Origin of the sequence: Marinobacter sp. tcs-11 (assembly GCF_002049515.1) — a bacterium.
Classification (GTDB): Bacteria; Pseudomonadota; Gammaproteobacteria; order Pseudomonadales; family Oleiphilaceae; genus Marinobacter; species Marinobacter nauticus.
In genome coordinates, this window is the sequence record NZ_LLYU01000003.1 from 130,996 (window position 1) to 155,207 (window position 24,212).

Below are 24,212 nucleotides of genomic sequence, written 5' to 3' on the forward strand. Positions count from 1 at the left end.
CTATACCGGCCATCGGTTTGATCTGGCGCATTGGCGGTATCGGCAGAATCCTGTGTAGTTAACCCAGGCCTTATGCAGGGAGCAGGGATATGTCAGAAGTCAGTACGTCGGGTTCAAAGGGTTCGGTGGCCAGGGGGGAGCAGTCTCAGGCCTGGCATGCCATAGCCGCAGAACAGGCGCGGGTGTTTCTGGATGCACCGGAGCCTTTGACCGACGAAAGCGCGCAGGCCAGGCTGGAGACCTTTGGTCCCAACCAGTTACCAGAGGGTAGGACGTCCGGCCCCCTGGCCCGTCTCGGGCGCCAGTTACGTAATTTCCTGATCTACGTACTGCTGACCGCAGCGGCCATCACCGGTGCCCTCGGGCACTGGGTGGATGCCGGGGTGATTCTGGCGGTAGTGATTATTCAGACCCTGGTCGGCTTTATCCAGGAGGGGCGGGCCGAGCAGGCCTTATCGGCTATCCGTCATATGCTGGCTCCCCGCGCCCGTATTGTCAGGGCCGGCGGCCAGCATCAGGTGGATGCGAGTGAGTTGGTGCCCGGGGATACCGTGCTATTGGAAGCCGGTGACCGTGTGCCCGCCGATATTCGCCTGGAAAAAACCAACAACCTCAAGATTGAGGAAGCCATACTGACCGGCGAATCCCAGGCGGTGGACAAGTCCCCCGACCCGGTGGAGGAGCAGTCGGCTCTCGGCGACCAGACAGGCATGGCGTTCTCCGGAACCATGGTGGCCACAGGCACAGCCCGGGGCGTTGTCGTGCGCACTGGTACGCATACCGAGATCGGCCGCATTTCCGGCCTGCTGGCGGATACCACAAGCCTGAAAACTCCCCTGCTTGAACAGATGGACCGGTTTGCGCGGGTGCTTTCGCTGATCGTTGTAGCCGCCGGCATTATCATCTTTTTTGGCGGACTGGCGTTCAGTGGTCTGGAATTCCGGGAGCTGTTCATGGCCGTGGTGGGCCTGACGGTGGCGGCCATTCCCGAAGGCTTGCCGGCCATTCTTACCATTACCCTCGCCATTGGGGTGCGCCAGATGGCCCGTCGCAAGGCGGTAGTTCGCCGGATGCCGGTGATCGAAACCCTGGGTGCGGTATCGGTCATCTGCTCGGACAAGACCGGCACACTCACCCGTAACGAAATGATGGTGACCACGGCCGTGACTGGCGGTGAGCGTTATGAGATTACCGGCGAAGGTTATGGTACCGACGGCAGGGTCTGCCGGGAGGGCCAGCCGGTCACTGGCGATGGGGTGCTGGCTGAGCTTGCCCGGGCAGCTGCGCTGTGTAATGACGCCAGCATCATTGGCAAAGACGGGCAGCCTTCTATCCATGGTGACCCCATGGAAGCCGCGCTGAAAGTGTTTGCCGGCAAGGCGGAATTTGATCACCTGAACAGTGCCACCGCCTGGCCGCGAGTGGATGAGGTTCCCTTCGATACCCGCATACGGTTCATGGCCACATTGCACCACGACCACCACGGCCACGGTATTGCCTATCTCAAAGGTGCTCCGGAACGGATCCTGGCTATGTGCGCGCACCAGGTGTCCCCGGATGGTGGAACCGAGTCGCTGAGCAAAGAGCACTGGGAACAGGTCATTACGGAGATGGCTTCCGAAGGTCTGAGAGTGCTGGCACTGGCGCGCAGGCCAATGGCGAAAGGCAGCCGGGAGCTGGTGGTGGAGGAGCTGGAACAGGGCGCGGAACTGCTGGGGGTGGTGGGTTTGCTGGACCCGCCCCGGCAGGAGGCTATCCGGGCTATCGAGGAGTGCCATGATGCCGGTATTCGGGTGAAGATGATCACCGGCGACCATGCCTTGACGGCCGGTGCCATTGCCCGAAAACTCGGGCTGCGCAATACCGACCGGGTACTGACCGGCAATGAGCTGGATGAGCTGGATGAAGACCAGCTCCGGGATCTGGCCGGCGAGGTGGATGTGTTTGCCCGCACCAGCCCCGAGCACAAACTTCGGTTAGTGAAAGCGCTGCAGGCACTGCACGGTGTGGTGGCCATGACCGGTGATGGGGTCAACGATGCACCGGCACTGAAGCGCGCTGATGTCGGTATTGCCATGGGCGTAAAGGGTTCGGAAGCGGCCCGGCAGGCGTCATCGGTGGTGCTGCTGGATGACAACTTTGCCAGCATTGCTGCGGCTGTCCGGGAAGGGCGCACGGTTTACACCAACCTGCGCAAAGGCATCGCCTTCATGCTTCCGATTAACGGCGGTGAATCCGTCAGCCTGATCACTGCCTTGTTACTGGGACTCACGCTGCCCATTTCCGCCTTGCAGATTCTGTGGGTGAATATGGTCAGCTCAGTGCTGCTGGCCATGACGCTGGCGTTTGAGCCGCCGGAGCCCGGCGTCATGCGACAACCGCCAAGACCCCGGGATGAATCCTTGCTGCAGGGTTTTGTGGTCTGGCGGGTAGCGTTTGTCTCCCTGCTGTTTCTGGTGGGTATCTTCGCGGCCTGGTTCTGGGTGATGCATCGCCATCAGGATCCGGTGCTGGCCAGCACATTAGCGGTCAACACCCTGGTGGCGATGGAGGTCTTTTATCTGTTTGCGGTGCGTTATCTTGATAGCGCCTCAATTACCCTGCGGGGGGTTCTCGGCACGCCCGTTGTGCTGGCAGCGATCGCGGCGGTCGTGGCGTTGCAGCTGTTGTTCACCTATCTGCCCTGGTTCCAGAGCACCTTTACCACCGCTGCTCTGAGCCTGGAGCAGCTGGCATTTTCCGTGGTGGCCGGTGTCGTGGTCCTGGTGGTGCTGGAGCTGGAAACCGCGATACGCAACCGGCTCAAGGCAGCCCGCGGGTAATCACTCCCGGATCCCCCCGGCCCTCCACAGCGGCCAGTTCGGCGCTGGAAAGCCATTCTCCGGGAGGTTTGTCCATCACCTCGGCGCAGGCCGCCAGGGCATGGCCCCATGAGCAGCGGTTGGCGAACAGCATGCCTGCTTCATTCAGCGTGCCGCCCCGGTTGATATAACCCAGCACCCGGGATTGTCCGGGTTGCGGGAACAGTGTGTGCAGGTGTCCGCGGAACACTTCCGGCCGCATATGGGTCAGGGCGACCCGCCGGTGCATGCGATGAGGGAAAAGGCGCTCACGCTCAAACTCGGTCAGGCAGGAGGCCGCTTCCATCGGATCCCGGGGTTGGCGGAAGCGCCCGGGTTCCTGCAGGTAGACCAGCCGGAACGGTGTGCCGGTCTCGCGCAAACGTTCGCAGGCCCGTATGGCCTCGGAAAGCTGATAGGCGCCGTTGGCAATCAGCAGCAGGGGCTCCTCGCCAGCCGAGGTATCCTCGTCCACCACCAGGGCGCCATGTCGGGCCAATGCTTCAGCTTCGCTGCCATTGAACACGCACGGGCGCTCCCGTTTCGGGATAACGAGGCAACTGATGCGGCCCCGCTCCCGGTAAACCGATGGCAGAATCGCCAGGGCGCTGTTGTAGTCAGCCGGGAAAATCACCCGGGAGACATCGCTCATTTCTCCCAGTAAAGCCTCACAGAAGCTGGTGTCCTGGTGGGATTGCTCGTTCTTGCCGTTTTCCCATGTGTGCGAGGTGGCAATCACTGGCAGTCCCAGCCATTGGGGTGGCCGGCCCACTTCTTTCTGATGTCGGGCGAAGATCAACTCCTGGCGGATAGCGCCGAGCATTTTCACGCAGAAGGCTTCGTAGCTGGCCACCAGATTCAATCCCGCTTTATTGGCCAGGCAGGCAGAGACGACCGCCTCTTCATTCAGTGCCGTAATGATCTTGCCGTGTACTGACTCGGCCTCGTTCTCCGGGTCGTTCACGCGGTGCTTGAGGCTGTCGAGCACGCCTTTGAGTCGATTGCTGGCGAGTTCGTCCGGGTTGCCGACCCGGGGCCGGAGTTCCGGGTTGTCCGCGACCAGAGCCTTGAAGAATTCATCAACGGCAGTCATGGGGGAACATTTGTTCTGAGCCCAGGGCAAAACCGGAATGGCAGGTTCCGAGGGGCGGCGAAGCGCCAGCGGGTGATCCCGCTCAAGTGGCCGGCCCTGTTGGCTGTGTTCATTCAGCTCAGATACCGCCAGGTTCAGCTCCTGCGGTTTTACCCATAGCGGCGTTGCATACTCATTGAACAGCTCCCGGGATCTGGCATCCATGCGTGGATTGCCCGGCAGAGGCAGATTGTGAGCTGCGTTTTCTCCGGCGCCATAGAAACCATAGCCTTTCACGGTCTCTGCGATACCGTAGGGTATGCGAACCGGGTAGCTGGTCTCACCTTGTTGCGCGGCGGCGCCATGGGCTGCAAGAGCCTGCTCCATGTCGTACATGGCGCAGACAAAGGCGGCGGGGTCACGGCCGTCGAATCGTACCGGATCAAAACCCCGGTGTTGCAGGTGCTGCTCAAACCGTTCCAGACCTTCACGGGTACCAAGCTCGGTTCGTTGTTCAATGCGCCGGCCATTGGCGATCATCACCGGCAGGACCAGGCCGCAGTCCTCGGCCCGCCACCATCGGGGTATCCAGTCACTGCCGCGCTGCTCTTCAGCGGCGCCATCGGAGAGAAAGGCTACCAGGGATTCCCCGGGCAGCGGCATATGGGCGTACTGCAACTCGGCAAACCCGAGATAGCCACCTTCGATAATGCCTCCGGCGGTGTGGGGGTTCACGTGGCTGCCCAGGGGCGCAGCCATGGTACCGTCCGGTTTCTGGCGATAGCTGTAGAAGTCGGAGGCCAGCCGCGACAAGCCCTCGGGTGCCAGGTAACGGGTGCGTTGCTCGGGATGCAGATTGCCGGTCAGCACGTTGAGGGCATCCACGGCGGCCACGCAATGCCCTTGCCCCATCAGCCAGCTGCGGGTTGTTCCGGTCAGATTGTTGAGGGCCAGATAGGCCGCGTAGGCGGGCACCATGTTCAGGGCGCCTCCGGTATGGCCTTCCGGTGAGGCCTTGAAATCCTGGGCAGCCAGGGGCGCACCGGCAATGTCCACCCGGTTGCAATAGGTCATATGTACCACCAGCCACAGGCCGGCGCTGGTGAGCCGGTCCAGGGCAATCAGCTTCCGGTAAACCGTGTCTTCATCCGGTTGGTGCCCGGCGCTGACCAGTTTGCTGGCCAGTTCCCGGACTCTGGCGGAGGTCTGTTCGGAGTGCCGGATAACGCCATAGCCCTGCTGCCAGCACTGGAAGGCTGAGCCTGGTGTTGCCTCGTTGGGCGCCGGAGCTTGTTCAATTGGCGATGACATGACGGCCTCCATGGCTGATGAGTGTGAAAGAAGTGTAAAACGGACCGCGGGCAGCCCCCTTGATGCAGGTCAGTCGTATCTGCATCTTTTAGCATGCACTGAGCTGGTGCTGTATCTCGGGGGGAGGGTAGGATTGGGTGATGTCGGCAGTTAACGGTTTCTGTGCTCCAGGCTGAACGGGCGGCCCCAGTAATAGCCCTGCCCGTGCAAGCCCGGGAACTGGTGTAGCCAGAGGGCGATGGTTTCGTCTTCCACGCCCTCGACCACCACATCCAGATCCAGGGCTGTGCCCAGCTCAAGAGCGGCACGCAGTATTTTCTGTCTGGAGGGGTAATCCAGTACCCCCTCCAGAAAACTGCGGTCGATTTTCAGCTCATCCAGCTCGAACTGTGCCAGGGCTCCGAGTGAGGAGTGGCCGGATCCGAAGTCATCCAGTGCAATCCGAAAGCCCATCGCGCTCAGGGTTCGGATGGTACTGCGGGCCGTGTCCGGATCGGTCATCATGGCGGTTTCAGTAATCTCCAGGCTGACATTGGCCGGTTCCAGCTTGTGCCGTCGAACGATGGCACCGGCTTCCTCGTGGAACAGGCTGTGGGCCAGGTCCTTGGCGGAAATGTTCACAGCTACGGTGATATCGCGGCCATACTGTTCACGGAGCTGGTGACTGTCCCTGCAGGCACGGTCCAGCACCCAGAGTGTAACCGTGTGAATGATCCCCACTTCCTCGGCCAGGGGAATCCACTGGCTGGGCGATATCCTGCCGAATTCCGGGTGCTGCCAGCGAATCAGGGCTTCCAGTGAGCCAATCCGGCCATCGCGGATGTTGATCTTGGGCTGGTACTCCAGCCACATTTCGCCGGAACGCAGCGCTTGTTCCACATCCAGCATCAGCATTTGCTGGCGGTATTGCCATTCGGCAATGGCCGGATCATAAACCACCAGCGGCAGGCTCTCATCCAGTGAAGCAAAGCCGGCACAGGCGAGTACGCCGGCCGGTTCAGCACCGTGTTCCGGGGCGTGGGCGACGCCAACCGAGGCGGCCCAGGAAAATGAAAAACGGCCTTCGCGGAAATTCTCGGACAACCAGCGGCTGATGGCCTGCAGACGTTGTCTCTCCAGCGCCTCGTCGGGGTGGCGCAACAGGGCAAAGGCATGGTTGACGGTGTCCAGGGTAGCCACGCTGTAACCGTTGATCATGACCAGTTGATCGCCCACCGTTTGCTTGAGATACCGGTTGAGTTGTCGGAGATACTGCTTCAGGAGCTCTTCTGCGGCACGGTAGCCCAGGGCCTGTTCCAGTTCATTGAACCGGGCCAGGCGAATCATGCACAGGGTGTAGGGGGTTTTATGGCAGTCCAGAGCGCCCAGGGTTTCCTCCAGCATGGGCCGATTGGGCTTGCCGGTTACTCTGTGGGTTTTCAGTAAACGGTCATAATCGCGCTCGATGCTGGCCCGGAGTTTCTGTTCCTCCTGAACCCGTATGTCTGAGCTCATGCGTTTCTTGCGTTCTTCCAGCAGTAATTTACCCACACCACTGGTCAGGATCAGGGAGCCGGTTGCGGCGCCCAGGAAAAAAGCAGAGTCAGTCAACGCATTCACGGGCAACCAGCCAACGGTGCGAAGTGATGAGGTGACAGCCCCGATCACGATTGCCAGCACCGACAGGGCATAGTAGCGGGCGTAAACATGGCTGTTCAGCTGCCGTAGGCTCAGGGCAAAAATGAATAGCCCGCCGATGGCGCTGCTCATCAGGAAGGCGTGTTGTCCCAGGAACTGAAAGCCCAGAGGCGCAGCCAGCAGGTGCGCTCCGGCAAGGAGGCTGAAGGCCCGGAGTATCCGGGCCTCAGTGCGGGCCAGCTGGAGAAAATGCGGGGTAAATTCGCAAAGCGCGATCAGACACAGCGGCAGACTGATGTTGAGCAGGGCATTGAGCTCTGGCACTGCCGGCCAGATCAGCCACAGCCCCAGGCCATCCATCACCAGCTGACTGTAGATAACGCTGATCATCAGCACGCTTAGCCAGGCCAGGCCCGGTCGGCGGAGCTTGGCGACGATGCTCAGGTTGAGTAAGAGGGCAAACACCAGCAGGCCGGTGACAAAGGACTTCCAGGCGGTGATGGCGGTGCCGGCACCGAGAGCCTCGGCGCTGTCTGACAGAATGACTGGCAACAGTACCGAGCCGTGATTCTGCACTTCCATCAGCAGGGTGGTGGTGCCCGGTTGCAGCGTGACCGGCCAGACCCACTGCGGCAACGCCAGGTAGCGTTGATCGAAGGGATATCGATCGCCCATCGCAGGTAGGCGTTCAATCTGGCCGTCCGGGTGAATCAGGGCCGGCTGCAGGTGATCCAGGTAGGGTGCGGGCACCGTCACCTGGCTGGTCGCAGGTTCTGACGCCGGGTTCTCAAGTGTCAGGCGGAAAGTTGCGGGCTTGTAGGGGTAGCCGATTCCGGAATAGCGGGTATCCGTGCGGCTCCAGGCTTGGGATTGCCAGAGTTGGTCTTGCAGTACCTTGCCCAGGGGGTGGATCAGATATTCGATCTGGCCAGTGATGCGAGGGCCGGTTGCGGAGCTGTCGGTCTGGACAGAGGGACTGACCGACAGGGTCGGCAATTCCTGCCAGAAGGTGGTGGCAAGTCCGTACGTGATGGCCAGGAGAAGGATGACAAACGGGAACGACTGGTGCAGCCACGCCGGTAATCTGCCCGAGCGGGTTTCCCTGGAGAGAGTCTGGCCGAGCGACGGAGAGTCCATCCTGAACGCATCCTGAAACTGGAAAGCGGCACCGTTACACTCTGGTTACAATGATTAACGAGATGTAACGAATTGATTTGACTAATATTTTACATGAATTTAAGATTTTTTGCATTTGCTGTTTAAAACGCATGATTGAAAATGAGACCTGCGCCCGGCCCATGTGCGCTGATATAGTTCGCGCTATCGATCAATTCCCAGTTAAGGCCCGAGAGGCAGGTAGTTCACCATGCGTTACTCCGTATTTCTCACTGTTGTCGTCTTTCTCCTGGCGGTGTCCTGCCAGAGTGCTGCCAGTCCGGAGCGGGCGCCGAACCTGGCGTCGGTGCAGGCAGCGGCGGCCGAAGTTGGCAAAGAGGGCCTGCTGTTCGGTAAGCACGCCGATCGCCCGGTACCGGTGGCGTCGATCACCAAGCTGATGACGGCACTCGTGGTGGTGGAATCGGGACAGGATATGGACGAGTGGCTGACGTTCGAGGAGCGTCATGTCGAGGCTGCCGCGAACGCCTGGAGCCGCATTCGGGTGGGCTCTCAGCTTCGGCGCCGGGATGTGCTGCGGATTGCCCTGATGTCATCCGAGAACTTTGCTGCCTACACTCTGGCACGTACTTATCCCGGCGGCTTTGACGGTTTTGTGGCCGAGATGAACGCCAAAGCCAAAGCCCTGGGGATGGCTCAGACCCGATTTGTTGACCCGACCGGTCTCTCTACCGGCAATGTGTCCACGGCAGCGGATCTGGTGATCCTGGCGCGTGCTGCGCTCAAGCATCCCGAAATTCGTGAAGCCTCGACCACCGGCTACTACCGGGCCGAGTTCCGCAAACCCCGGTACAGCCTGTCGTTTGGCAATACCAATGCGTTGGTGCATCGGGACAGCTGGGGCGTGAGCCTGAGTAAAACCGGATACCTGACAGAGGCGGGGCGCTGTCTGGTGATGGTGTCGGAGATGAACGGAACGCCGGTGATCACGGTTTTGCTGGACTCTCTGGGTACCCGGTCTCCGATGGGGGATGCCGGCCGAATCAAGCGCTGGCTTGCCACGGGCCAGCCAGGGTCGGTGGCTCCGGCCGCGAAGCGTTATGCACAGGAAAAAAATGCAGCCCTGATGGCGGCAGAGGCGAAACAGTCTCGGACCACCACGGCGTCCTCACAATAAAGGAACAGTTCAGACCATGATTGAGATACTGACCACCGGTGGCACCATCGACAAGGTCTACTTTGATGCCAACAGCAAGTTTGAAATCGGGGACAGCCTGTTGCCGGAACTGTTGACGGAATCCAACATCCATGACGGCTATGAGGTTCGCCCCCTGATGCGCAAGGACAGCCTGGAACTGACCGATGCGGACCGTCAAACCATTCTGGCCGCAGTCAAGGCCTCGGCCAGCCAGCGTATCCTGATTACCCATGGCACCGATACCATGGCGCAGACCGCCGAGGTACTGAAATCGGTAGCCGATCGCACGATTGTGCTGACGGGCGCCATGCAACCTGCGCGCATGCGGCGCAGCGATGCTACCTTCAACGTTGGCTTTGCCTGGGCTGCGGTGTCGCTGTTACCGGCGGGGGTCTACATTGCCATGAATGGTGAGGTGTTTGAGGCAGGTTCGGTGCGGAAAAATCTGGAAGCCCAGAGGTTCGAGCGCGCTTAGGTGGGTGGTGGTCACTCGGTCACTGAGCGGATTTCCTGAGGTGTCAGAGCCCGGAATTCACCGGGCGCCAGATTATCGTCCAACTCGATACTGCCGATGCGAAAGCGGTGCAGAGCCTCAACACGATTGCCAACGGCGGCCAGCATTCGTTTAACCTGGTGGTAACGGCCCTCGCTGATGGTCAGGTCGATGACCTTGTCGCTGTGTACACGGACCTCGGCGGGCCTGGTCGCCGTGGTTTCACCGTTTAGCATGACGCCTTTTTCAAGCGCCCGGCGGGCCTCGTCCGGGATAGCCTCGGCCAGCCAGACCCGATAGCTTTTGCGGCATTCCCGCCGGGGTGAAGTGACCGCATGGGACCATTGGCCATCGCTGGTCAGCAACAGCAGGCCAGTGGTGTCTTTGTCCAGACGCCCTGCCATATGAACCCGACTGGCCAGATTACCGGGCAGCAGGTCGAGAGCGGTTGGCTGACTGCTGTCAGTGGTGGCACTGAGCACCCCGGCGGGTTTATGCATCATCAGGTAGATATCGCCGGGTAAGGTAACCGGCGTACCGTCAAGATGAACAGATTGTTCGGCCTCCACCCGACGATTGGCTTGCCGACAGGTTTCTCCGTTCACCTTCACACGCCCCGCCGACACCACCTTTTTTGCCTCCTTGCGGGAAAGTTCTGTAGCGTTCGCCAGATACTGGTCCAGCCGCATCAGCAAGAGCTCCCCTGGTTGGGAACGGATAGGGTCGCCAGGCACAGTACCGGCACCTGGCCGGTCATTCGATCCCACAACAGGGGCAGGGCGGCCCGGTTAAGCGCCGGGCGGGGCAGGCGATCACTGGCGAGTGGTTGTAGTCCGCCTTCGGCGGTTTCAGCCAGGATGAAGGTGAAGGGGTGAGCGCCGGGTATGCCCAGCCGGATATCCGTTGCGGTTATCTGAGTGCCGTTCTGTTGGTAGTCCAGAAAACCGCCGGTAAACCATTCCAGCCGCCGGGATTCCGGAAGCTCGGCGACAAGGCGGGCAAGCTCCGGCTGCCGTGGGAAGCGTTCCAGCACCAGCTCATCGCTGGCATCAAGAAAACCGGTTACAACTTCGATTCTTTGCTCGGCATTGACTGCCGTGGCACGCCACAGAACAGTGTTGAATGGCATGGGCTGAACCATCAGGGCTGCCTGCTCCATACCGGCATTCGCCAGGGCCGGTCGCACGCGCTCGGTGATGATCTGCTGTGCAACCAGGGTCCAGCCGAGATAGAGACTGGATAGAAGCAGTCCGGCTGCAACGGTTCTCGAAGCCGGTGGTCGATACAGAAAGGCCAGGCAACCCGCCAGCAGTGGCAAGGTATAGAGCGGATCAATGATAAAGATACTGTTGATCGCCACGGGCCGGCCAATGGGCCAGAACAGCTGGGTACCGTAGGTGGTAAAGGCATCCAGCAACGGATGCGTGAGCAGGATCAGGCCAACCAGAGCCAGCCATCGCTGATAGGAGATGAGCGCTTTCCAGCGCCACAGGCCCCAGGCGATGAGCAGAGACAGTGGCGCCAGAATAAACAGGGAATGGCTGAACCCCCGATGCTGGGTAAAGTTGGCAACGGCTGTGCCATAGTCAATGACTACGTCCAGGTCGGGTAATGTGCCGAGCAGGGCGCCGGTCAGAAGGGCTGATCGTCCCAGGGTTTTGCCGGCAACCGCGCCCGCAATGGAAGCGCCAAGTGCAGCCTGTGTGATGGAGTCCATAATGTCCCGATTCGTGGTGACTGGGTGATACCAGTATTATGCGCGGATTCGGGATTCAGATCACGGGAGGTAGCAGTATCGCCGGCAGCACAGGGTACTGCCGGCGAAGAGGGAGTTGCTCAGACCTTGCGGCGGCGCGCCAGGCCCAGGCCAGCCAGACCGAGTCCCAGCAGCGCGAGAGTACCGGGTTCCGGTACGGAGCGAACATTCAGCTTGGCCAGCAGATCGACAGAGGTTGCCTTGCCTTCCTGGGTTTCAATTTCATTCAGGCCATTGGCAAAGCCAAGTAGAGACAGAGAATAGATATTGGAGCCGAACTGGAACTCAGAACTCTCAATCATGTTGTCAAGAATAACGACATCATCAACGTCCTGCTCGACGCTCCAGCAGAACCCCCACCAGCATTCCTGACCGACATTCGGTGTTTCGTTGTGAATGAAGTCGAAGGTATAGGGGCCGGTTACCGTGCTGTTGCTAACCGTTGTGGAGAAGGTGGCGAATACATCCAGGCTCACGCCAGTGATACTTTCACCGGTAATCCGGTTGTTGAAATGTGTAAAGGTTCCCAACACAAATGGGTCGTCTGAGGTGATGGTCTGTGGCAGGCTGGCAGGGCCCTGAAAACCATAGCCACTCTGTGGGCCTTCGTTGCAGGTTTTCCACCACAAGTGCCCGGTGCAGGTAACTTCGCCGGTTCCCCAGCGCAGGGTGTCAGTGCCCACGCCCGTAACGTTGCTGCCATTGCTCGGCGCGTTCCAGGTTCCTGAAACCGATTCGAGGTCCACCGGGAAGGCCCAGGCAGTTGCGGCGAAGCCAAATGTTACCGCCGCTACGATTCCTTTCATCATTTTAAGCATTGTCCACACCTTAACTACTCGCAGTTGTAGGATTGCCTGGAAATGGCCAGGCACTACCAAGGTGTGTAGCTAAATGCGTGCCAGTATTTTTTGTCTATTAAATACAATGATTTATAGCGTTGTGTTTCTCTGGCTGTAAAAAAACTGGACGCTTTCAGGAGCCGCTGTAAACTCCGAGAGCCGCTAATACCTGTTCTGATGGAAAGCCGTCAGCCACCAGGCCCTCCGCCTTCTGGTACGCGCGAATGGCCTTGCGGGTATTGGAGCCCAGGATGCCGTCGGGTTCCCCGCTCGGGTAGCCTTTGTCATTCAGAGCCTGTTGGAGCTCCAGCACCTGATTTCTTGACAGCGCGGGCTGGTCTTCCGGGGGAGGGTTCTGAAGCTTTCCGGCGCCGGCAATCCGGTCTGCCAGATGGCCAACGGCAATGGCGTAGAACTCGGACCGGTTCCAGCCCATGATCACCCGGAAATTACTGTATACCAGAAAGGCCGGGCCCTGGTGGCCGCTGGGCACGATCAGGGCCGCCTCAATGGGCTCGTTGGCCAGGTGGTTACCGAAGGCATCGGTGATGCCCATCTTGCGCCAGTCTGCCAGGGGCAGACGACGACCATCGGCCACACTGAAATCAAAGTTGTCGGGTAACAGCACCTCCCGCCCCCATCGATAGTCGCCATCCCAGCCCATGGACTCGAGAAAACGACCGGCAGACATCATGGCGTCAGGCAGGCTGTTCCAGAGATCCCGGCGCCCATCGCCATCGGCGTCGACCGCGTGTTTCAGGAATACCGTCGGCATGAACTGCACATGGCCCATGGCGCCGGCCCAGGAGCCTTCCATCTGATCAGCGGGAATAGCGCCTTCGTCAATAATCCGCAGGGCAGCGATCCATTGCTCTGTGAAGAAGCTGCTGCGCCGGGCATCGCAAGCCAGGGTGGCGAGGGCACTGGGCACCTGCATCTTGCCGAAGTAGCTGCCATAGTTGGTTTCCAGACCCCAGAATGCGGCCAGATAGGGGGCGGGAACACCGGTTTCCGCGGTCACGCGGTCCAGGAGTTTACGGTGTTCTGCCAATAATTCCCGGCCTTTGCCGACCCGGGCGTCGTTAACCCGTCGGTTCAGGTAGTCGGCAAAGGTGGTGGTAAATTCGGGCTGTCTTCGGTCCAGCTCAATCACTCTGTCGAGGTGCACCACGCCGGCCATCACCGACTTTACTGTGGATTCACGCACACCGGCGGCGACGGCTTTCTCTCCGAGCGCCTGTTTGCATTGCTCAAACGCCGGTGTGGCGGTTGTTTCGGTTTCTGCCCTGGCAACCAGCGCCAGCGTGCTCAGGGAAATCGCCACCAGTGTACGGCGAATGGCAGTCCGGGAGATCAGGTCAGGCACGGGAATCCTCGCAATAGAATCGTTTGGGCATCGGCTGCCATGTTAGCGCGTTTTCCGTGTCGGGAAATACCGCCATAGCCTACAGTGCCACGTGTTTTTTTCGGTTGGGAAGGGGCCCGGTGAACGCCGGTTTTGTCGTCTTTTTGTAGCACTCCGGTCACGTCAAGACCGGGATGTTCTATAGTTGGAGCATGAGTGGAATCCGGAGCAGATGTCGCTATGGCAATACTGAAGGCGCTGGTGGTCGACGACGCCAGTTTTGTGAGAGATCTGGTGAAACGGACAGTGCGACAGCGCTTTCCCGTCATTGAAACCACGGATGCCCAGAATGGCCGGCGTGCCCAGTCCCTGATGTCCAGAACCAGTTTTGACCTGGTGCTGTGCGACTGGGAAATGCCGGAGATGTCCGGGCTGGAACTGCTGCAGTGGATGCGCCAGCAACCGCAGTACCAGAAGGTGCCGTTCATCATGATTACCAGTCGCGGCGACAAGGATCATGTTATTGAGGCGGTCAAGGAAGGGGTGTCTGAATACCTGGGCAAGCCTTTCAGTCCGGATGGGCTGAGTAAGAAAATCATCAAGGTGATGGGCCGCCGCCTGAAGGACGCCATGGATCGCAGCGGCAAATCACTGGAAGGACCGGCGGAGGCGTTCAAGGAATCCGCCGCCTTGCTCACCCAGAAGCGGGAGGCGCCGGCATCCAGGCCCGAAGCCTCAAAGCCTGAGCCCGTTGCTGATAACCCGCTGCTGAATGTTGGTAGTGCAAAAGCGGCAGCCGGCAAGCCTCAGGCTCGTGGTGTCATGAGTATGGCATCTGTGAGGTTTTCCGACAGTACACTGAAATCGGTGGTCAAGGATATCAATCTGACGGAAGTGCGGGTGATCGCCAAGCGGGATCAGGAATTCCCGGGGATTCTCGATCAGGCGGTGGTGGATATCGACATGGGCGATGGCCAGATGGCGCGTCTGAACGGTTACGTGCATCAGTTGCAGGCTGTGGACAAGCGCCAGGATACCGACTTTGTCAGTGTCACTATCCGTTTTGTCGATGAAGACCCTAAGAAGCTGGAGGATCTGTCGCGATTTGTGGCCAGGTTCCGGGCCTCAAACCGCTAACTGAGGGCGCCTCAGTCCTCCGGAACCTGTTCGGGAATCCTCTCGACCAGGCGCTCCCTTGGAAAATGGCAGATAAATTCGCTGCCTTCGCCGACTTTGCTGCGAATTTCCAGGTTGCCGTCGTGATTGATCAGCACATGCTTGACGATAGCCAGGCCCAGGCCGGTTCCGCCGGTGTCCTTGTGGCGACTGGGATCGGCGCGATAGAACCGTTCGGTCAGCCTGGGGATATGGATCGGATCAATGCCGATGCCGGTATCCTTGACGGACAGATGGGCGCCTTCGCGATTGGTGCTCCAGGCAACTGTGATGGCTCCGCCGGCCGGCGTGTATTTCACCGCATTAAACACCAGGTTGGAAAATGCACTGCGTAGCTGGCTTTCATCGCCCTGCAGCAGGCGGTGGTCACTGATCTGAACCGTGATCTGGTGGCCCTTGTCGCCGCTCAGGGCCCGGGCATCATGACAGATCTGGTTCAGCAGGGCGTCGACATCGGTCAGCGTGTCATCCACCGTATGCTCGCCGGTTTCGATACGGGACAAGAGAATCAGATCTGTGATCAAGGCCTCCATCCGGGAGGCCTGTGCCGCCATGGTATTGATAGCCCGGCGCCACTTGGCAGGCAGCTCATCACCATGATCCACCAGGGTTTCAAGGTAGCCACTGATCACGGTCAGCGGTGTGCGCATTTCATGGGAAACGTTGCCGACAAAGTCGCGCCGCATTTGTTCAAGCTGATACAGCCGGGTGACATCCTTGGCCACGATCAGGCGGTCATCGTCGCCGAACAGGCTGATCTGGATCTGCAGATGGATGTGGGGCTTGGCTGGCGAGTTGATTTCCAGGGGCTCGCGGTAATCCCGGGTATCGAAATAGGCCTTGAATGCCGGGTTGCGGATCAGGTTATGGATGTACTGACCCTGATCGGTGCTGCGGCGGAAACCCAGCAGGTATTCGGCTGAGCCGTTCCACCACTCCATGGCGCCACGGGCATCGGTCATGATAACGCCGTCGCGCATGGCGTTGGTGGATTCCTGAACCCGGTTGATACGGGCCCGCAGGCGATCCTGGGTCATCAGGTGGTTCTGGTTCAGCTTGTGCAGGCTGTCGAAGATATCACCCCACAAGCCGATGCTCTGGGGCGCTTCGTCGGAAGCGCTGGGGTTTCCCAGCCACTGGTAAAGGCGCCGGGCCTGGACCAGGGTCCACCAGAGATAGGCAACAAGCCCCACCAGCAACCCGTAGAGCGGCTCGCCGAAATAGAACCCCACCAGTGTGGTGCCTGCGAGCGCGGTGATGATCAGTCTCAGGTAACGGGACCAGTTGTGTTGCATCCACTACTGCCTTGTCGTGTTGCCGGCGCTGATGCCGTGATCGCCGGACGATGAGGGGCGGTCCGGGGCTGTCGTCAGGGAGTAAATCAGGCCACTTTGGTGGAAAACCGGTAGCCCGTTCCCCGCACGGTCTGAATCAGATGATCGTACCTGTCTCCCAGCGCCTTGCGCAGGCGGCGGATGTGAACGTCGACGGTGCGTTCCTCGACATACACGTTGCCGCCCCACACCTGATCCAGCAGTTGAGACCGAGTATAGACCCGTTCCTGGTGAGTCATAAAGAACTGCAGCAGGCGGTACTCGGTCGGGCCCATATTAATGGCACCGTCGGCCGTGGTCACACGATGGCCGACCGGGTCCAGGGTCAGACCATCCACTTCGATGGGGCTGTCGACACCCGGCGGTGTGGCACGACGCAGAACCGCTTTCAGGCGGGCTACCAGCTCACGTGGGCTGAACGGCTTGGTGATGTAATCGTCGGCACCGACTTCCAGGCCCTGAATCTTGTTATCCTCTTCCACCTTGGCGGTCAGCATGATGATAGGGATATCGGCGGTGGCCTCTTCTTTCTTCAGCCGGCGCGCAAGTTCGACACCGCTGGTGCCCGGCAGCATCCAGTCCAGCAGGATCATGTCTGGTTGCTTGTCGATAATCAGGGCATGGGCTTCACGGGCGTCCGCTGCCTCCAGGTAGTCGTAATCCGCCATTTCGAGCGCGACCGCAATCATTTCACGGATAGGCGCTTCGTCATCGACGATCAGGACAGTTTTTCCACTCATATGCATCAACCTGTGTCAGACCTCGGGAGTTCTCTGATCAGAGGTGCGAACACACTCCCTTGTAATGTTGCCGAGTCATTACAACGCGTCTTTGTTACAAGTATATGACATGGGCGGGTAGTCAGAACGCCAGATCCAACGCCAGCCCCAGAAACACTGCAAAGCCGGCCCAGTTGTTATTGAGAAATGCCTTGAAGCATCCTTCCCGGTTCCGCTCCCTGGCCAGGTACTGGTGGTAGACGAAGAGCGTGGCCATGGCCACAACGCCGAGATAATAGAAGGAGCCCAGTTCCGCCCGCTGGCCCACCATCACCAGAATCACCACCACCATGGTCTGCAGCAGAGCGATGATCGCCCGATCTGCATCACCAAACAGGATGGCTGTCGATTTTATGCCGACTTTCAGGTCGTCATCCCGGTCGACCATGGCATAGAGGGTGTCATAGGCGACCGTCCAGAGCACGTTGGCGGTAAACAGCAACCAGGTGAGCTGACTGAGCTGGTTGGCCTCAGCTGCCCAGGCCATGGGAATGGCCCAGGAAAAGGCGGCGCCCAGAAACAGCTGGGGCAAATGGGTGTAACGCTTCATAAACGGGTAGATAAAGGCCAGCAGTGCACCACCGAATGACAGATACAGGGTCAGGGTGTTGGTGAACAGCACCACCATCAGAAACGACACCAGGCATAGCCCGGCAAACAGGGCGACGGCTTCCCAGGCACGGACCCGGCCGGCGGTGAGCGGGCGATCCTTGGTGCGTTTGACGTGGCGATCCCAGTCCCGGTCGGCAAAATCGTTGATGGCGCAGCCCGCGGCCCGCATGAAAAATACGCCCAGGGTGAAGATCAGCAGGTTGGCAAATGACGGGGTCCCCTCGGCCGCCAGCCAGAGTGCCCAGTAAGTTGGCCACAGCAGCAACAAAGTGCCGATCGGACGGTCGATGCGCAGCAGTCGTGCGTAATCCGCCAGGCGGGCATGAACATGGGTGGGCAGGGCGTTCTGCAACATAGGAGCTGGTATCCGCTTGTTGATGCGTGAGAGTGCACCCGATTATAGCCAGCGGCAGCGGTAGGGTTAACCCTGGTTGTGAGACTGGTATAGCCGGGGTAACAGGTATTCCCCCACCAACAGGGCGCAGGAACCCCGGTGGAACAGGGATCTGCGGGCAAGGCGAGGGTGGCCGTTGCTGCGGACTTTGCAGAGCCCTGTTTCCAGTGGCCCCCGCTGCCACTCGGGGCTGCTGAACAGATAGGCGCCCAGTGGCTTGTTGCCAAGATTGCGCAGGCGGCGGCCGTGGCCGTGCAGGCAGTTCTGTGGAATAACCGTTCGAGCCAGCACCCACGGGCGGCCGTCACCGCACAGGCGAACTTCCCTTACCCAGGCAAGCTGGCGCGGTGCCAGGTTCAGGCGCTTCGCTTCTTCAGGGGTTGGGGTTGAAAAACCTTCCCTGAGAATTTCAACGTGAAAGCGTTCCTGGCATTTTTGCTGCAGTGCCCGGGTAAAGGAACCTTCTACCATCAGCCAGTAGCGGGCCGGGCCATGAACCTCAGGACAGTAAAGGCCGGCCGCCGCCAGCGACCGGTACCAGAACGTGGGAGGTATGCTCAGCTCGGGGGGCTGGTCACAGTCCTTTAACGGCATAGATTCCCGGAGCGTTGCGCCAATAGCCTTTGTAGTCCATGCCATAGCCGAACAGGAATCGATCCTCAACGTAAAGGCCGGTAAAGTCTGCCTTCAGGCCGGGGCGCGCCTTGCGATCGTGCTCCTTGTCTACCAGCACCGCAGTCAGAACCTCGCTGGCGCCATGGGCCAGGCAGTAATCTGCGATGGCGCACAGCGTCGTACCCTCGTCCAGGATGTCGTCGACGATCAGAACCGTGCGGCCTTTCATGTCGGCTTCCGGCTGAAGCTTCCATTCCAGAATGCCGCCGGTGGTCTCCTGGCGGTAACGGGTGGCGTGCAGATATTCGGCCTGAACCGGAAACTTCAGTCGTGGCAAGAGCTGACCGGTCAGGATCAGGCCGCCGTTCATGACGCAGAACAACAGGGGGTTACTGTCTTTGAGGCGATCGGTGATGGCGCTGGCCATGGTGTCGATGGCGGTATGCACCTGATCTTCGGGAACCAGGCAGTCAGCGTCTGCCATGACCTGGTTCATTTCAGCGACGGTATCGGTCATAACGATCGGGTCCTGTCCAAAACGACGGATTATACCGAAGTGGGGCGATCGAAGGGAGGGGCGTGGCGGTATTGCCATGTCTGTAATTGTGGCTATTGGCAGAAAACCCCGGGCCCGGTTGTCGGTGCTGGCATTGGTCAATACCGGTGTCGCGGTTATGATGGCAGCCAATCGGGTGAGTGGCAGTTGGCTGGAACCCGGTCGCATTTTGTGATCATTCTGCTTGATTGCTTTATTGTTCGACAATAATATCTGCGCAGACAAATTGGTGGGAGCTTGTTATGAAGAAGTGGCAGTGTGTGGTGTGTGGCCTGATTTACGACGAGGCTGAGGGATGGCCGGAGGATGGCATTGAGCCCGGCACCAAGTGGGAAGACGTGCCTGAGGATTGGGTTTGCCCGGACTGCGGTGTGGGCAAGGAAGATTTTGAAATGATCGAAATCGGCTAAAGGCAGGACAGAGTCATGACCGAGCAGACACCTATTGTGATCGTTGGTACCGGTTTGTCGGGTTACTCACTGGTACGGGAATTTCGCAAACTGGATAAGGAAACCCCGGTCATCATGGTGACTGCCGACGACGGCGTCAGCTATTCCAAGCCTATGTTGTCGACCGGCTTTACCAAAGACAAGGACGCGGATGGTCTGGCCCAGGCCAACCCTGAGGCCATGGCCGAGCAACTGGGAGTGGAAATTCGTCCCTGGTCCACGGTTACGGGCATTGATACCGATGCCCATGAGCTCAAACTGGGCGACCAGCGCATACGTTATGCCAAGCTGGTTCTGGCCTGGGGCGCCGACGTCATCCGCCTGAGTCTGGATGGTAACGCGCAGGACCGGGTTCATTCCATCAACGACCTGATGGATTACCGTGCCTTCCGTAAAGCCCTCGCCGAGGGCAAGCGGGTCGCGATTATGGGGGCGGGCCTGATCGGGTGTGAGTTTGCCAATGATCTGCGCAATGGTGGCTACGAAGTGGACGTTATCGCCCCGGACTCATCGCTGATGCCCAGCCTGCTGCCGGAGACAGCCGCTGGTGCCGTGCAGGCTGAGCTGGAGAGGCTTGGTGTTCGGTTCCATTTGGGGACGGTGGTTGAGCGGGCAGAGAAGCAGGGCAGTGGCGTCGAACTGACGCTCGGTAATGGTGAGCAACTCCAGGCCGACCTTGTTGTGTCTGCGGTGGGGCTGCGCCCCCGCACTGAACTGGCCCGCGAAGTCGGGATCCGTTCCGGCCGGGGTATTCAGGTGAACCGGGCTCTGGAAACGTCTGCACCGGATGTCTTTGCCCTGGGTGATTGTGCCGAAGTGGACGGGCGCGTTCTGCTCTATGTGCTGCCGTTGATGGCCTGTGCCCGGGCGCTGGCGAAAACTCTGGCCGGTACGCGCACGGAAGTCAGCTATGGCACCATGCCGGTGATGGTAAAAACACCCTGTTGCCCGACCGCAGTCTGCCCACCACCGATGGATGCCGAGGGGGAATGGCAGGTGGAGCAGGACGGGGCTGATGTCAAAGCCCTGTTCCGGAGCCCGGACGGCGACACGCTTGGCTTCGCAGTGACCGGCCGGTTTGCTCTGGAAAAGCAGACACTGGCGAAGGAAGTTCCTCCTATTCACCGGGACTGAAGCTTGCGGCTACCAGTGAGGTTGGCTGGTAGCCGATTGCCGTCTTTGGCAGTTTCAGCCGTTGCGAAATTTTCCTGTCTGGGGTAGAAAACCCGTTCGTGAGCTAACAAAAGACAGGAGCGCGCATGCTGGATGTAACCCGAAAACTGGTGGAGTTGCTGGATCTTTCCCCGATCGGAGACGATCATTTTCAGGGCGACAGTGAGGATCTGGGCTTTCCGCATGTATTCGGGGGGCAGGTTCTGGGGCAGGCCCTGATGGCGGCCAGCCGGACCGTCGAAAATCGCCTCTGCCACTCCCTGCACGCCTATTTTCTGCGCCCTGGCAATCACAGCATGCCGATCGATTATGAAGTTCAGCGGGTTCGGGATGGCGGCACGTTCTCGGTGCGCCGGGTGATTGCCCGGCAGGACGGCAAGGAAATCCTGACCGGTTCCATGTCGTTCCAGGTCGCAGAAGACGGATTGGACCATCAGGTTGCCATGCCGGCAGCGCCGGACCCGGATACACTCAAGTCCGAGCAGGACTGGGGCAAGCTGATCGCAGATAAAGTGCCGGAGAAAATGCGGGATATGTTGACCCGCGACCGGCCTATAGAGATCCGTCCGGTCGACCCGATGAACCCGTTTAAACCGGAAAAGCGCCCGCCCCATCGCCAGAACTGGTTCCGGGCCCTCGGACCCTTGCCGGATGACCCGGTGCTGCACCGGTGTCTGCTGACTTATGCCTCTGACTTCTCCTTTCTGGGAACGTCCCTGACTCCTCACGGGCGCACCTTCATGAGCAAGAACATGCAGGTTGCCAGCCTGGACCATGCCATCTGGTTCCATCGGGATTTCCGTATGGATGACTGGCTGCTTTATGACAAGGACAGTCCGAGTGCCTCGGCGGGCAGGGGCTTCAATCGGGGCAATTTCTTTACCCGGGATGGTGTTTTGGTGGCCTCCACCACTCAGGAAGCACTGATCCGGGAACGTAAGGCCTGAGGGTTGTAATCGCCCAGCCAGTCGACCATGTCATCAAAGGGTAGCGGCCGGGTGAGGAAGTAGCCCTGCACCAGATCGCAGCCCATGTCTTTGAGCAGCGACAGGGTTTTCTCATCCTCCACCCCCTCGGCCACGACGGTGTAGCCGAGGCTGTGGCACATGTCGATGGTGGTGCGCACGATCACTCTGTCCTGCTCCCGTTCCACTATATCGGTAATCAGTGAACGGTCGATCTTGATTTCGCCCGCCGGCAACTGCTTGATGTAGGACAGGGACGAATAGCCGGACCCGAAGTCGTCAATGGAGAGCGGAATGCCCGCGGCATCAAGCGCATTCAGCGCCCGCAGCGAATTGGTAGGGTCCTGCATCATGGAGGTCTCCGTGACCTCGAAGGTGATGGCCCCGGTGTGTACCTGGTAGCTTTGCATCAGCCGTTGTACGAACACGGCAAAATCCGGCTCCCGCAGGTTATTGGGCGAGATGTTGACGGCGATTCCGGCATCCCAGCCGATCTCCAGCAGCCGCCCGCGCATTTCCAGGGCCTCTTTCAGCACCCATCGGGTCAGGGGTTTGATCAGCCCGGTCTGTTCGGCCACCGCGATAATTTCATCGGGCCGAACCGGCTGTTCCCGCCTTGGCCAGCGAATCAGTGCCTCAAATCCGGTAATGGCGCGGGTACGCAGGCACAGCTTGGGCTGCAGGTACAGAGTCAACTCATTGTGATCGATGGCGTGGCGCAGGTCGGAGACCAAGGTTAGTCGGTCGGCGCTGTAGGAGTCCCGGGAGGATTTGTAGTAGGCAATTCCGCGGTCTCGGGCGCGGTCAGAACCTTCGGCGATCACCGCCCTGCGAATCAGGGTGTTGGCATCGTTTCCGTGAGTCGGGTAGAAAGCCACGCCCAGCTGTGGATTCAGGGGAACCTGCATGCCAAGGAAATCCACCGGGTAGCGGATCTCTTCAATGCTGCGCAGCACGATTCTGGGCACCGACAGCGCCTGGTCGGCATCCACCACAAAGGCAAAGGTTTGCGGGTCGAGGCTGGCCAGGAAGAAGGTTCGGTTGTCGGTCTGCTCCAGAGAGATGGCCCCAGGTACATCCTTGATCACCGCGTTGTAGTGTTTGGAGGCCAGCTCCAGAATGCGGTCGGTGTTGCGGTGGCCCAGGGTCTTGGTGACCGGATACAGGTTGTCCAGATGGATGATGACCACGCCGAAGCGTTTGCCGCGCTGGCTCCGGATCAATTCGTTCAGGCGCATTTCATAGCTGCTGCGATTGGGCAGGCCGGTGAGCGGATGGTGCAAGGCCTGGTCCATCAGCCGGAGTTCGGCTGTGCGCCGAGCTTCGAGTGCCTTGAGTTCCGCCTCCTGGGCCAGCACTTTCTCCTGGCGCTCGTGATAGATCCGGATGGCCAGAGCCAGGCTGAGCAGGATCGCCTGGAAGGCAGAGCCCAGTTGCATGCCATAGACCGAGAAGAAACTGGTGGGAATCAGGCCATACTTGTTGGCGGCGGTAATGGCACCGCCCAGGGTCACGGCCCCCCAGGCCAGGGTGTAGTACACCGCCTGTGGATTGCCTCGGGCCCATTGCAGGGGGCCGACGACAGTAAGCAGCAGGCAACTGGGAATCGCCAGGGCCACGGTTAGCCGGATGCCAGTGCCGTAATCAATCACCATGGTCGACAGTGCCAGTGCTCCGTTCAGTAAGATGGTGGCGAGCATGAGACGGTCGAGCCGGGGGCTGCACTCTCGCAGCTTGAGGAACGACCGTGAAAACATGAGGGTGAACAGCATGGCCAATGGTATCGACAGCACCATGGCGTTGCTCTGAACTGCAGGGAGTGTCGGCCACAGGAACTGGTAGGTAGTACCGTTCAGGGTGCCGATCAGGATCAGGTAGCCCAGGGTCGAGAGTACGTAATAAAGATAGATGGATTCCCTGAGTGCCAGGAACACAAACAGGTTGAAGCAGATGGCGGTAATCAGGATGCCGTAGTACAGGGCGTGAACCTGGCTTTCTACGGAGGTCTTCTCGAAAAAGCTGCGATTGTTCCACAGCCTTAGCGGCACTTGCATGGCACCGTCGGTGTCGATTCTCAGCAAGATGCGGTAGTCGTGACCGGCTTCAAGCTGGAACGGAAACAGGAAGTGCGGATGCTCCACCGGGCGCTCCGAGAACAGCATGCGGTCGCCGGTCTGATAGCTCAGCTGGATTTCGCCGTCCCGTAACAGATAGAAATCGATCCGGTCGAGGTGCGGGTAGGTGATCTCCAGGAGATTGGTGGTCTGGGGACGGGTGATGGGGAACCTCAGCCAGACCTGGTCACGGGTGTAACCGAAATTAGGCGTTTGTTCGTTCAGGATTTGCCAGTCGCCGGATTCCAGGGCCTGTTGCGGGCTGCGTTGGTCGTCCGGCGCCAGTCTCAGGTACTCAATGGCCGGAATATAGCCATCACTGGCAGCCATGGCGGGAAGCGAAAGCGCCAGAAGAATCAGCAGGGCTGCCAGGGGTCGGGCCAGTTGCATCAGAATCACAGGTTACCGTTCTTGTCGTTATGGCCTGAGTATGGCCTGTCGTCTGGGGCGGCTCAAGC

General features: G+C 59.7%; 20 protein-coding genes. 8 read left to right on the forward strand and 12 right to left on the reverse strand.

What is annotated here, in order from left to right; all coding sequences use genetic code 11:
• The first annotated feature begins 89 nt into the window (after positions 1-89).
• Entirely contained in the window at positions 90-2,822 is a 2,733-nt protein-coding gene (locus ARC85_RS05015; protein WP_286714424.1) for a cation-translocating P-type ATPase, read from the forward strand.
• On the opposite strand, the gene ARC85_RS05020 is transcribed toward ARC85_RS05015, so the two are convergent.
• Both ARC85_RS05020 and ARC85_RS05025 read right to left on the reverse strand, forming a co-directional pair.
• The gene (locus ARC85_RS05020) at positions 2,803-5,223 is read right to left on the reverse strand and encodes a phosphoketolase family protein (RefSeq protein WP_286714425.1); all 2,421 of its coding nucleotides are present in this window, start codon (positions 5,221-5,223) and stop codon (positions 2,803-2,805) included. The two genes, ARC85_RS05015 and ARC85_RS05020, sit on opposite strands and share 20 nt — an antisense overlap.
• A 150-nt stretch (positions 5,224-5,373) precedes the next feature.
• A complete protein-coding gene (locus ARC85_RS05025; RefSeq protein WP_286714426.1) occupies positions 5,374-7,977 on the reverse strand; it encodes an EAL domain-containing protein in 2,604 nt (867 codons plus the stop codon).
• Between the two features lie 229 nt (positions 7,978-8,206).
• Between ARC85_RS05025 and pbpG the strand changes: the two genes are divergently transcribed.
• Together pbpG and ARC85_RS05035 are read left to right on the forward strand one after the other, a co-directional pair.
• On the forward strand, positions 8,207-9,133 hold the full coding sequence (gene pbpG, locus ARC85_RS05030; RefSeq protein WP_286714427.1) for a D-alanyl-D-alanine endopeptidase: 927 nt from the start codon (positions 8,207-8,209) through the stop codon (positions 9,131-9,133).
• Positions 9,134-9,149: 16 nt separating this feature from the next.
• The gene (locus ARC85_RS05035; RefSeq protein WP_199452904.1) at positions 9,150-9,629 is read left to right on the forward strand and encodes an asparaginase domain-containing protein; all 480 of its coding nucleotides are present in this window, start codon (positions 9,150-9,152) and stop codon (positions 9,627-9,629) included.
• Positions 9,630-9,640: 11 nt separating this feature from the next.
• Here ARC85_RS05035 and ARC85_RS05040 read toward each other — a convergent pair whose 3' ends face one another.
• The 4 genes from ARC85_RS05040 to ARC85_RS05055 all read right to left on the reverse strand — a co-directional run bounded on the left by ARC85_RS05040 (position 9,641) and on the right by ARC85_RS05055 (position 13,608).
• Positions 9,641-10,336 (reverse strand): pseudouridine synthase, encoded by a 696-nt coding sequence (locus ARC85_RS05040; RefSeq protein ID WP_199452906.1) that lies wholly within the window; start codon positions 10,334-10,336, stop codon positions 9,641-9,643.
• Positions 10,336-11,364, reverse strand: coding sequence for a metal-dependent hydrolase (locus ARC85_RS05045; protein ID WP_286714428.1), 1,029 nt, complete (start codon positions 11,362-11,364; stop codon positions 10,336-10,338). The genes ARC85_RS05040 and ARC85_RS05045 overlap by 1 nt, the downstream gene beginning before the upstream one ends.
• A gap of 119 nt (positions 11,365-11,483) precedes the next feature.
• Complete coding sequence (locus ARC85_RS05050; protein ID WP_286714429.1) at positions 11,484-12,221, reverse strand: THxN family PEP-CTERM protein; 738 nt, start codon at positions 12,219-12,221, stop codon at positions 11,484-11,486.
• Between the two features lie 154 nt (positions 12,222-12,375).
• The gene (locus tag ARC85_RS05055) at positions 12,376-13,608 is read right to left on the reverse strand and encodes a lytic murein transglycosylase (protein ID WP_286714430.1); all 1,233 of its coding nucleotides are present in this window, start codon (positions 13,606-13,608) and stop codon (positions 12,376-12,378) included.
• A 219-nt stretch (positions 13,609-13,827) separates the two neighbouring features.
• Here ARC85_RS05055 and ARC85_RS05060 point away from each other — a divergent pair, with 219 nt between their 5' ends.
• Positions 13,828-14,724, forward strand: a complete 897-nt coding sequence (locus tag ARC85_RS05060; RefSeq protein WP_114433693.1) for a response regulator — start codon at positions 13,828-13,830, stop codon at positions 14,722-14,724.
• A gap of 11 nt (positions 14,725-14,735) precedes the next feature.
• Here the strand turns inward: ARC85_RS05060 and phoR are convergent, their stop codons facing one another.
• The 5 genes from phoR to ARC85_RS05085 form a co-directional block, all read right to left on the reverse strand.
• Positions 14,736-16,058: a phosphate regulon sensor histidine kinase PhoR gene (gene phoR / locus ARC85_RS05065; RefSeq protein ID WP_286714431.1), complete on the reverse strand. Its 1,323-nt coding sequence runs from the start codon at positions 16,056-16,058 to the stop codon at positions 14,736-14,738.
• Positions 16,059-16,144: 86 nt separating this feature from the next.
• A complete protein-coding gene (phoB, locus tag ARC85_RS05070; RefSeq protein WP_022993201.1) occupies positions 16,145-16,837 on the reverse strand; it encodes a phosphate regulon transcriptional regulator PhoB in 693 nt (230 codons plus the stop codon).
• Between the two features lie 121 nt (positions 16,838-16,958).
• A complete protein-coding gene (gene ubiA / locus ARC85_RS05075) occupies positions 16,959-17,843 on the reverse strand; it encodes a 4-hydroxybenzoate octaprenyltransferase (RefSeq protein ID WP_022993200.1) in 885 nt (294 codons plus the stop codon).
• A 66-nt stretch (positions 17,844-17,909) separates the two neighbouring features.
• Positions 17,910-18,476 (reverse strand): chorismate--pyruvate lyase family protein, encoded by a 567-nt coding sequence (locus tag ARC85_RS05080; protein WP_278351028.1) that lies wholly within the window; start codon positions 18,474-18,476, stop codon positions 17,910-17,912.
• On the reverse strand, positions 18,457-19,014 hold the full coding sequence (locus tag ARC85_RS05085; protein WP_022993198.1) for a hypoxanthine-guanine phosphoribosyltransferase: 558 nt from the start codon (positions 19,012-19,014) through the stop codon (positions 18,457-18,459). The genes ARC85_RS05080 and ARC85_RS05085 overlap by 20 nt, the downstream gene beginning before the upstream one ends.
• 76 nt (positions 19,015-19,090) lie before the next feature.
• Between ARC85_RS05085 and ARC85_RS05090 the strand changes: the two genes are divergently transcribed.
• From ARC85_RS05090 to tesB, 4 genes are all read left to right on the forward strand, one after another.
• Positions 19,091-19,228 carry a hypothetical protein gene (locus ARC85_RS05090; protein WP_278351030.1) on the forward strand — a complete coding sequence of 46 codons (138 nt, stop codon included), beginning with the start codon at positions 19,091-19,093 and terminating at the stop codon, positions 19,226-19,228.
• 67 nt (positions 19,229-19,295) lie between these two features.
• Positions 19,296-19,463, forward strand: a complete 168-nt coding sequence (locus ARC85_RS05095) for a rubredoxin (RefSeq protein WP_008173532.1) — start codon at positions 19,296-19,298, stop codon at positions 19,461-19,463.
• Between the two features lie 15 nt (positions 19,464-19,478).
• On the forward strand, positions 19,479-20,636 hold the full coding sequence (locus ARC85_RS05100; protein WP_286714432.1) for an NAD(P)/FAD-dependent oxidoreductase: 1,158 nt from the start codon (positions 19,479-19,481) through the stop codon (positions 20,634-20,636).
• A gap of 125 nt (positions 20,637-20,761) precedes the next feature.
• Positions 20,762-21,622 carry an acyl-CoA thioesterase II gene (gene tesB, locus ARC85_RS05105; protein WP_011786999.1) on the forward strand — a complete coding sequence of 287 codons (861 nt, stop codon included), beginning with the start codon at positions 20,762-20,764 and terminating at the stop codon, positions 21,620-21,622.
• On the opposite strand, the gene ARC85_RS05110 is transcribed toward tesB, so the two are convergent.
• Positions 21,589-24,144 carry an EAL domain-containing protein gene (locus ARC85_RS05110; protein ID WP_286714433.1) on the reverse strand — a complete coding sequence of 852 codons (2,556 nt, stop codon included), beginning with the start codon at positions 24,142-24,144 and terminating at the stop codon, positions 21,589-21,591. The two genes, tesB and ARC85_RS05110, sit on opposite strands and share 34 nt — an antisense overlap.
• Positions 24,145-24,212 lie beyond the last annotated feature (68 nt).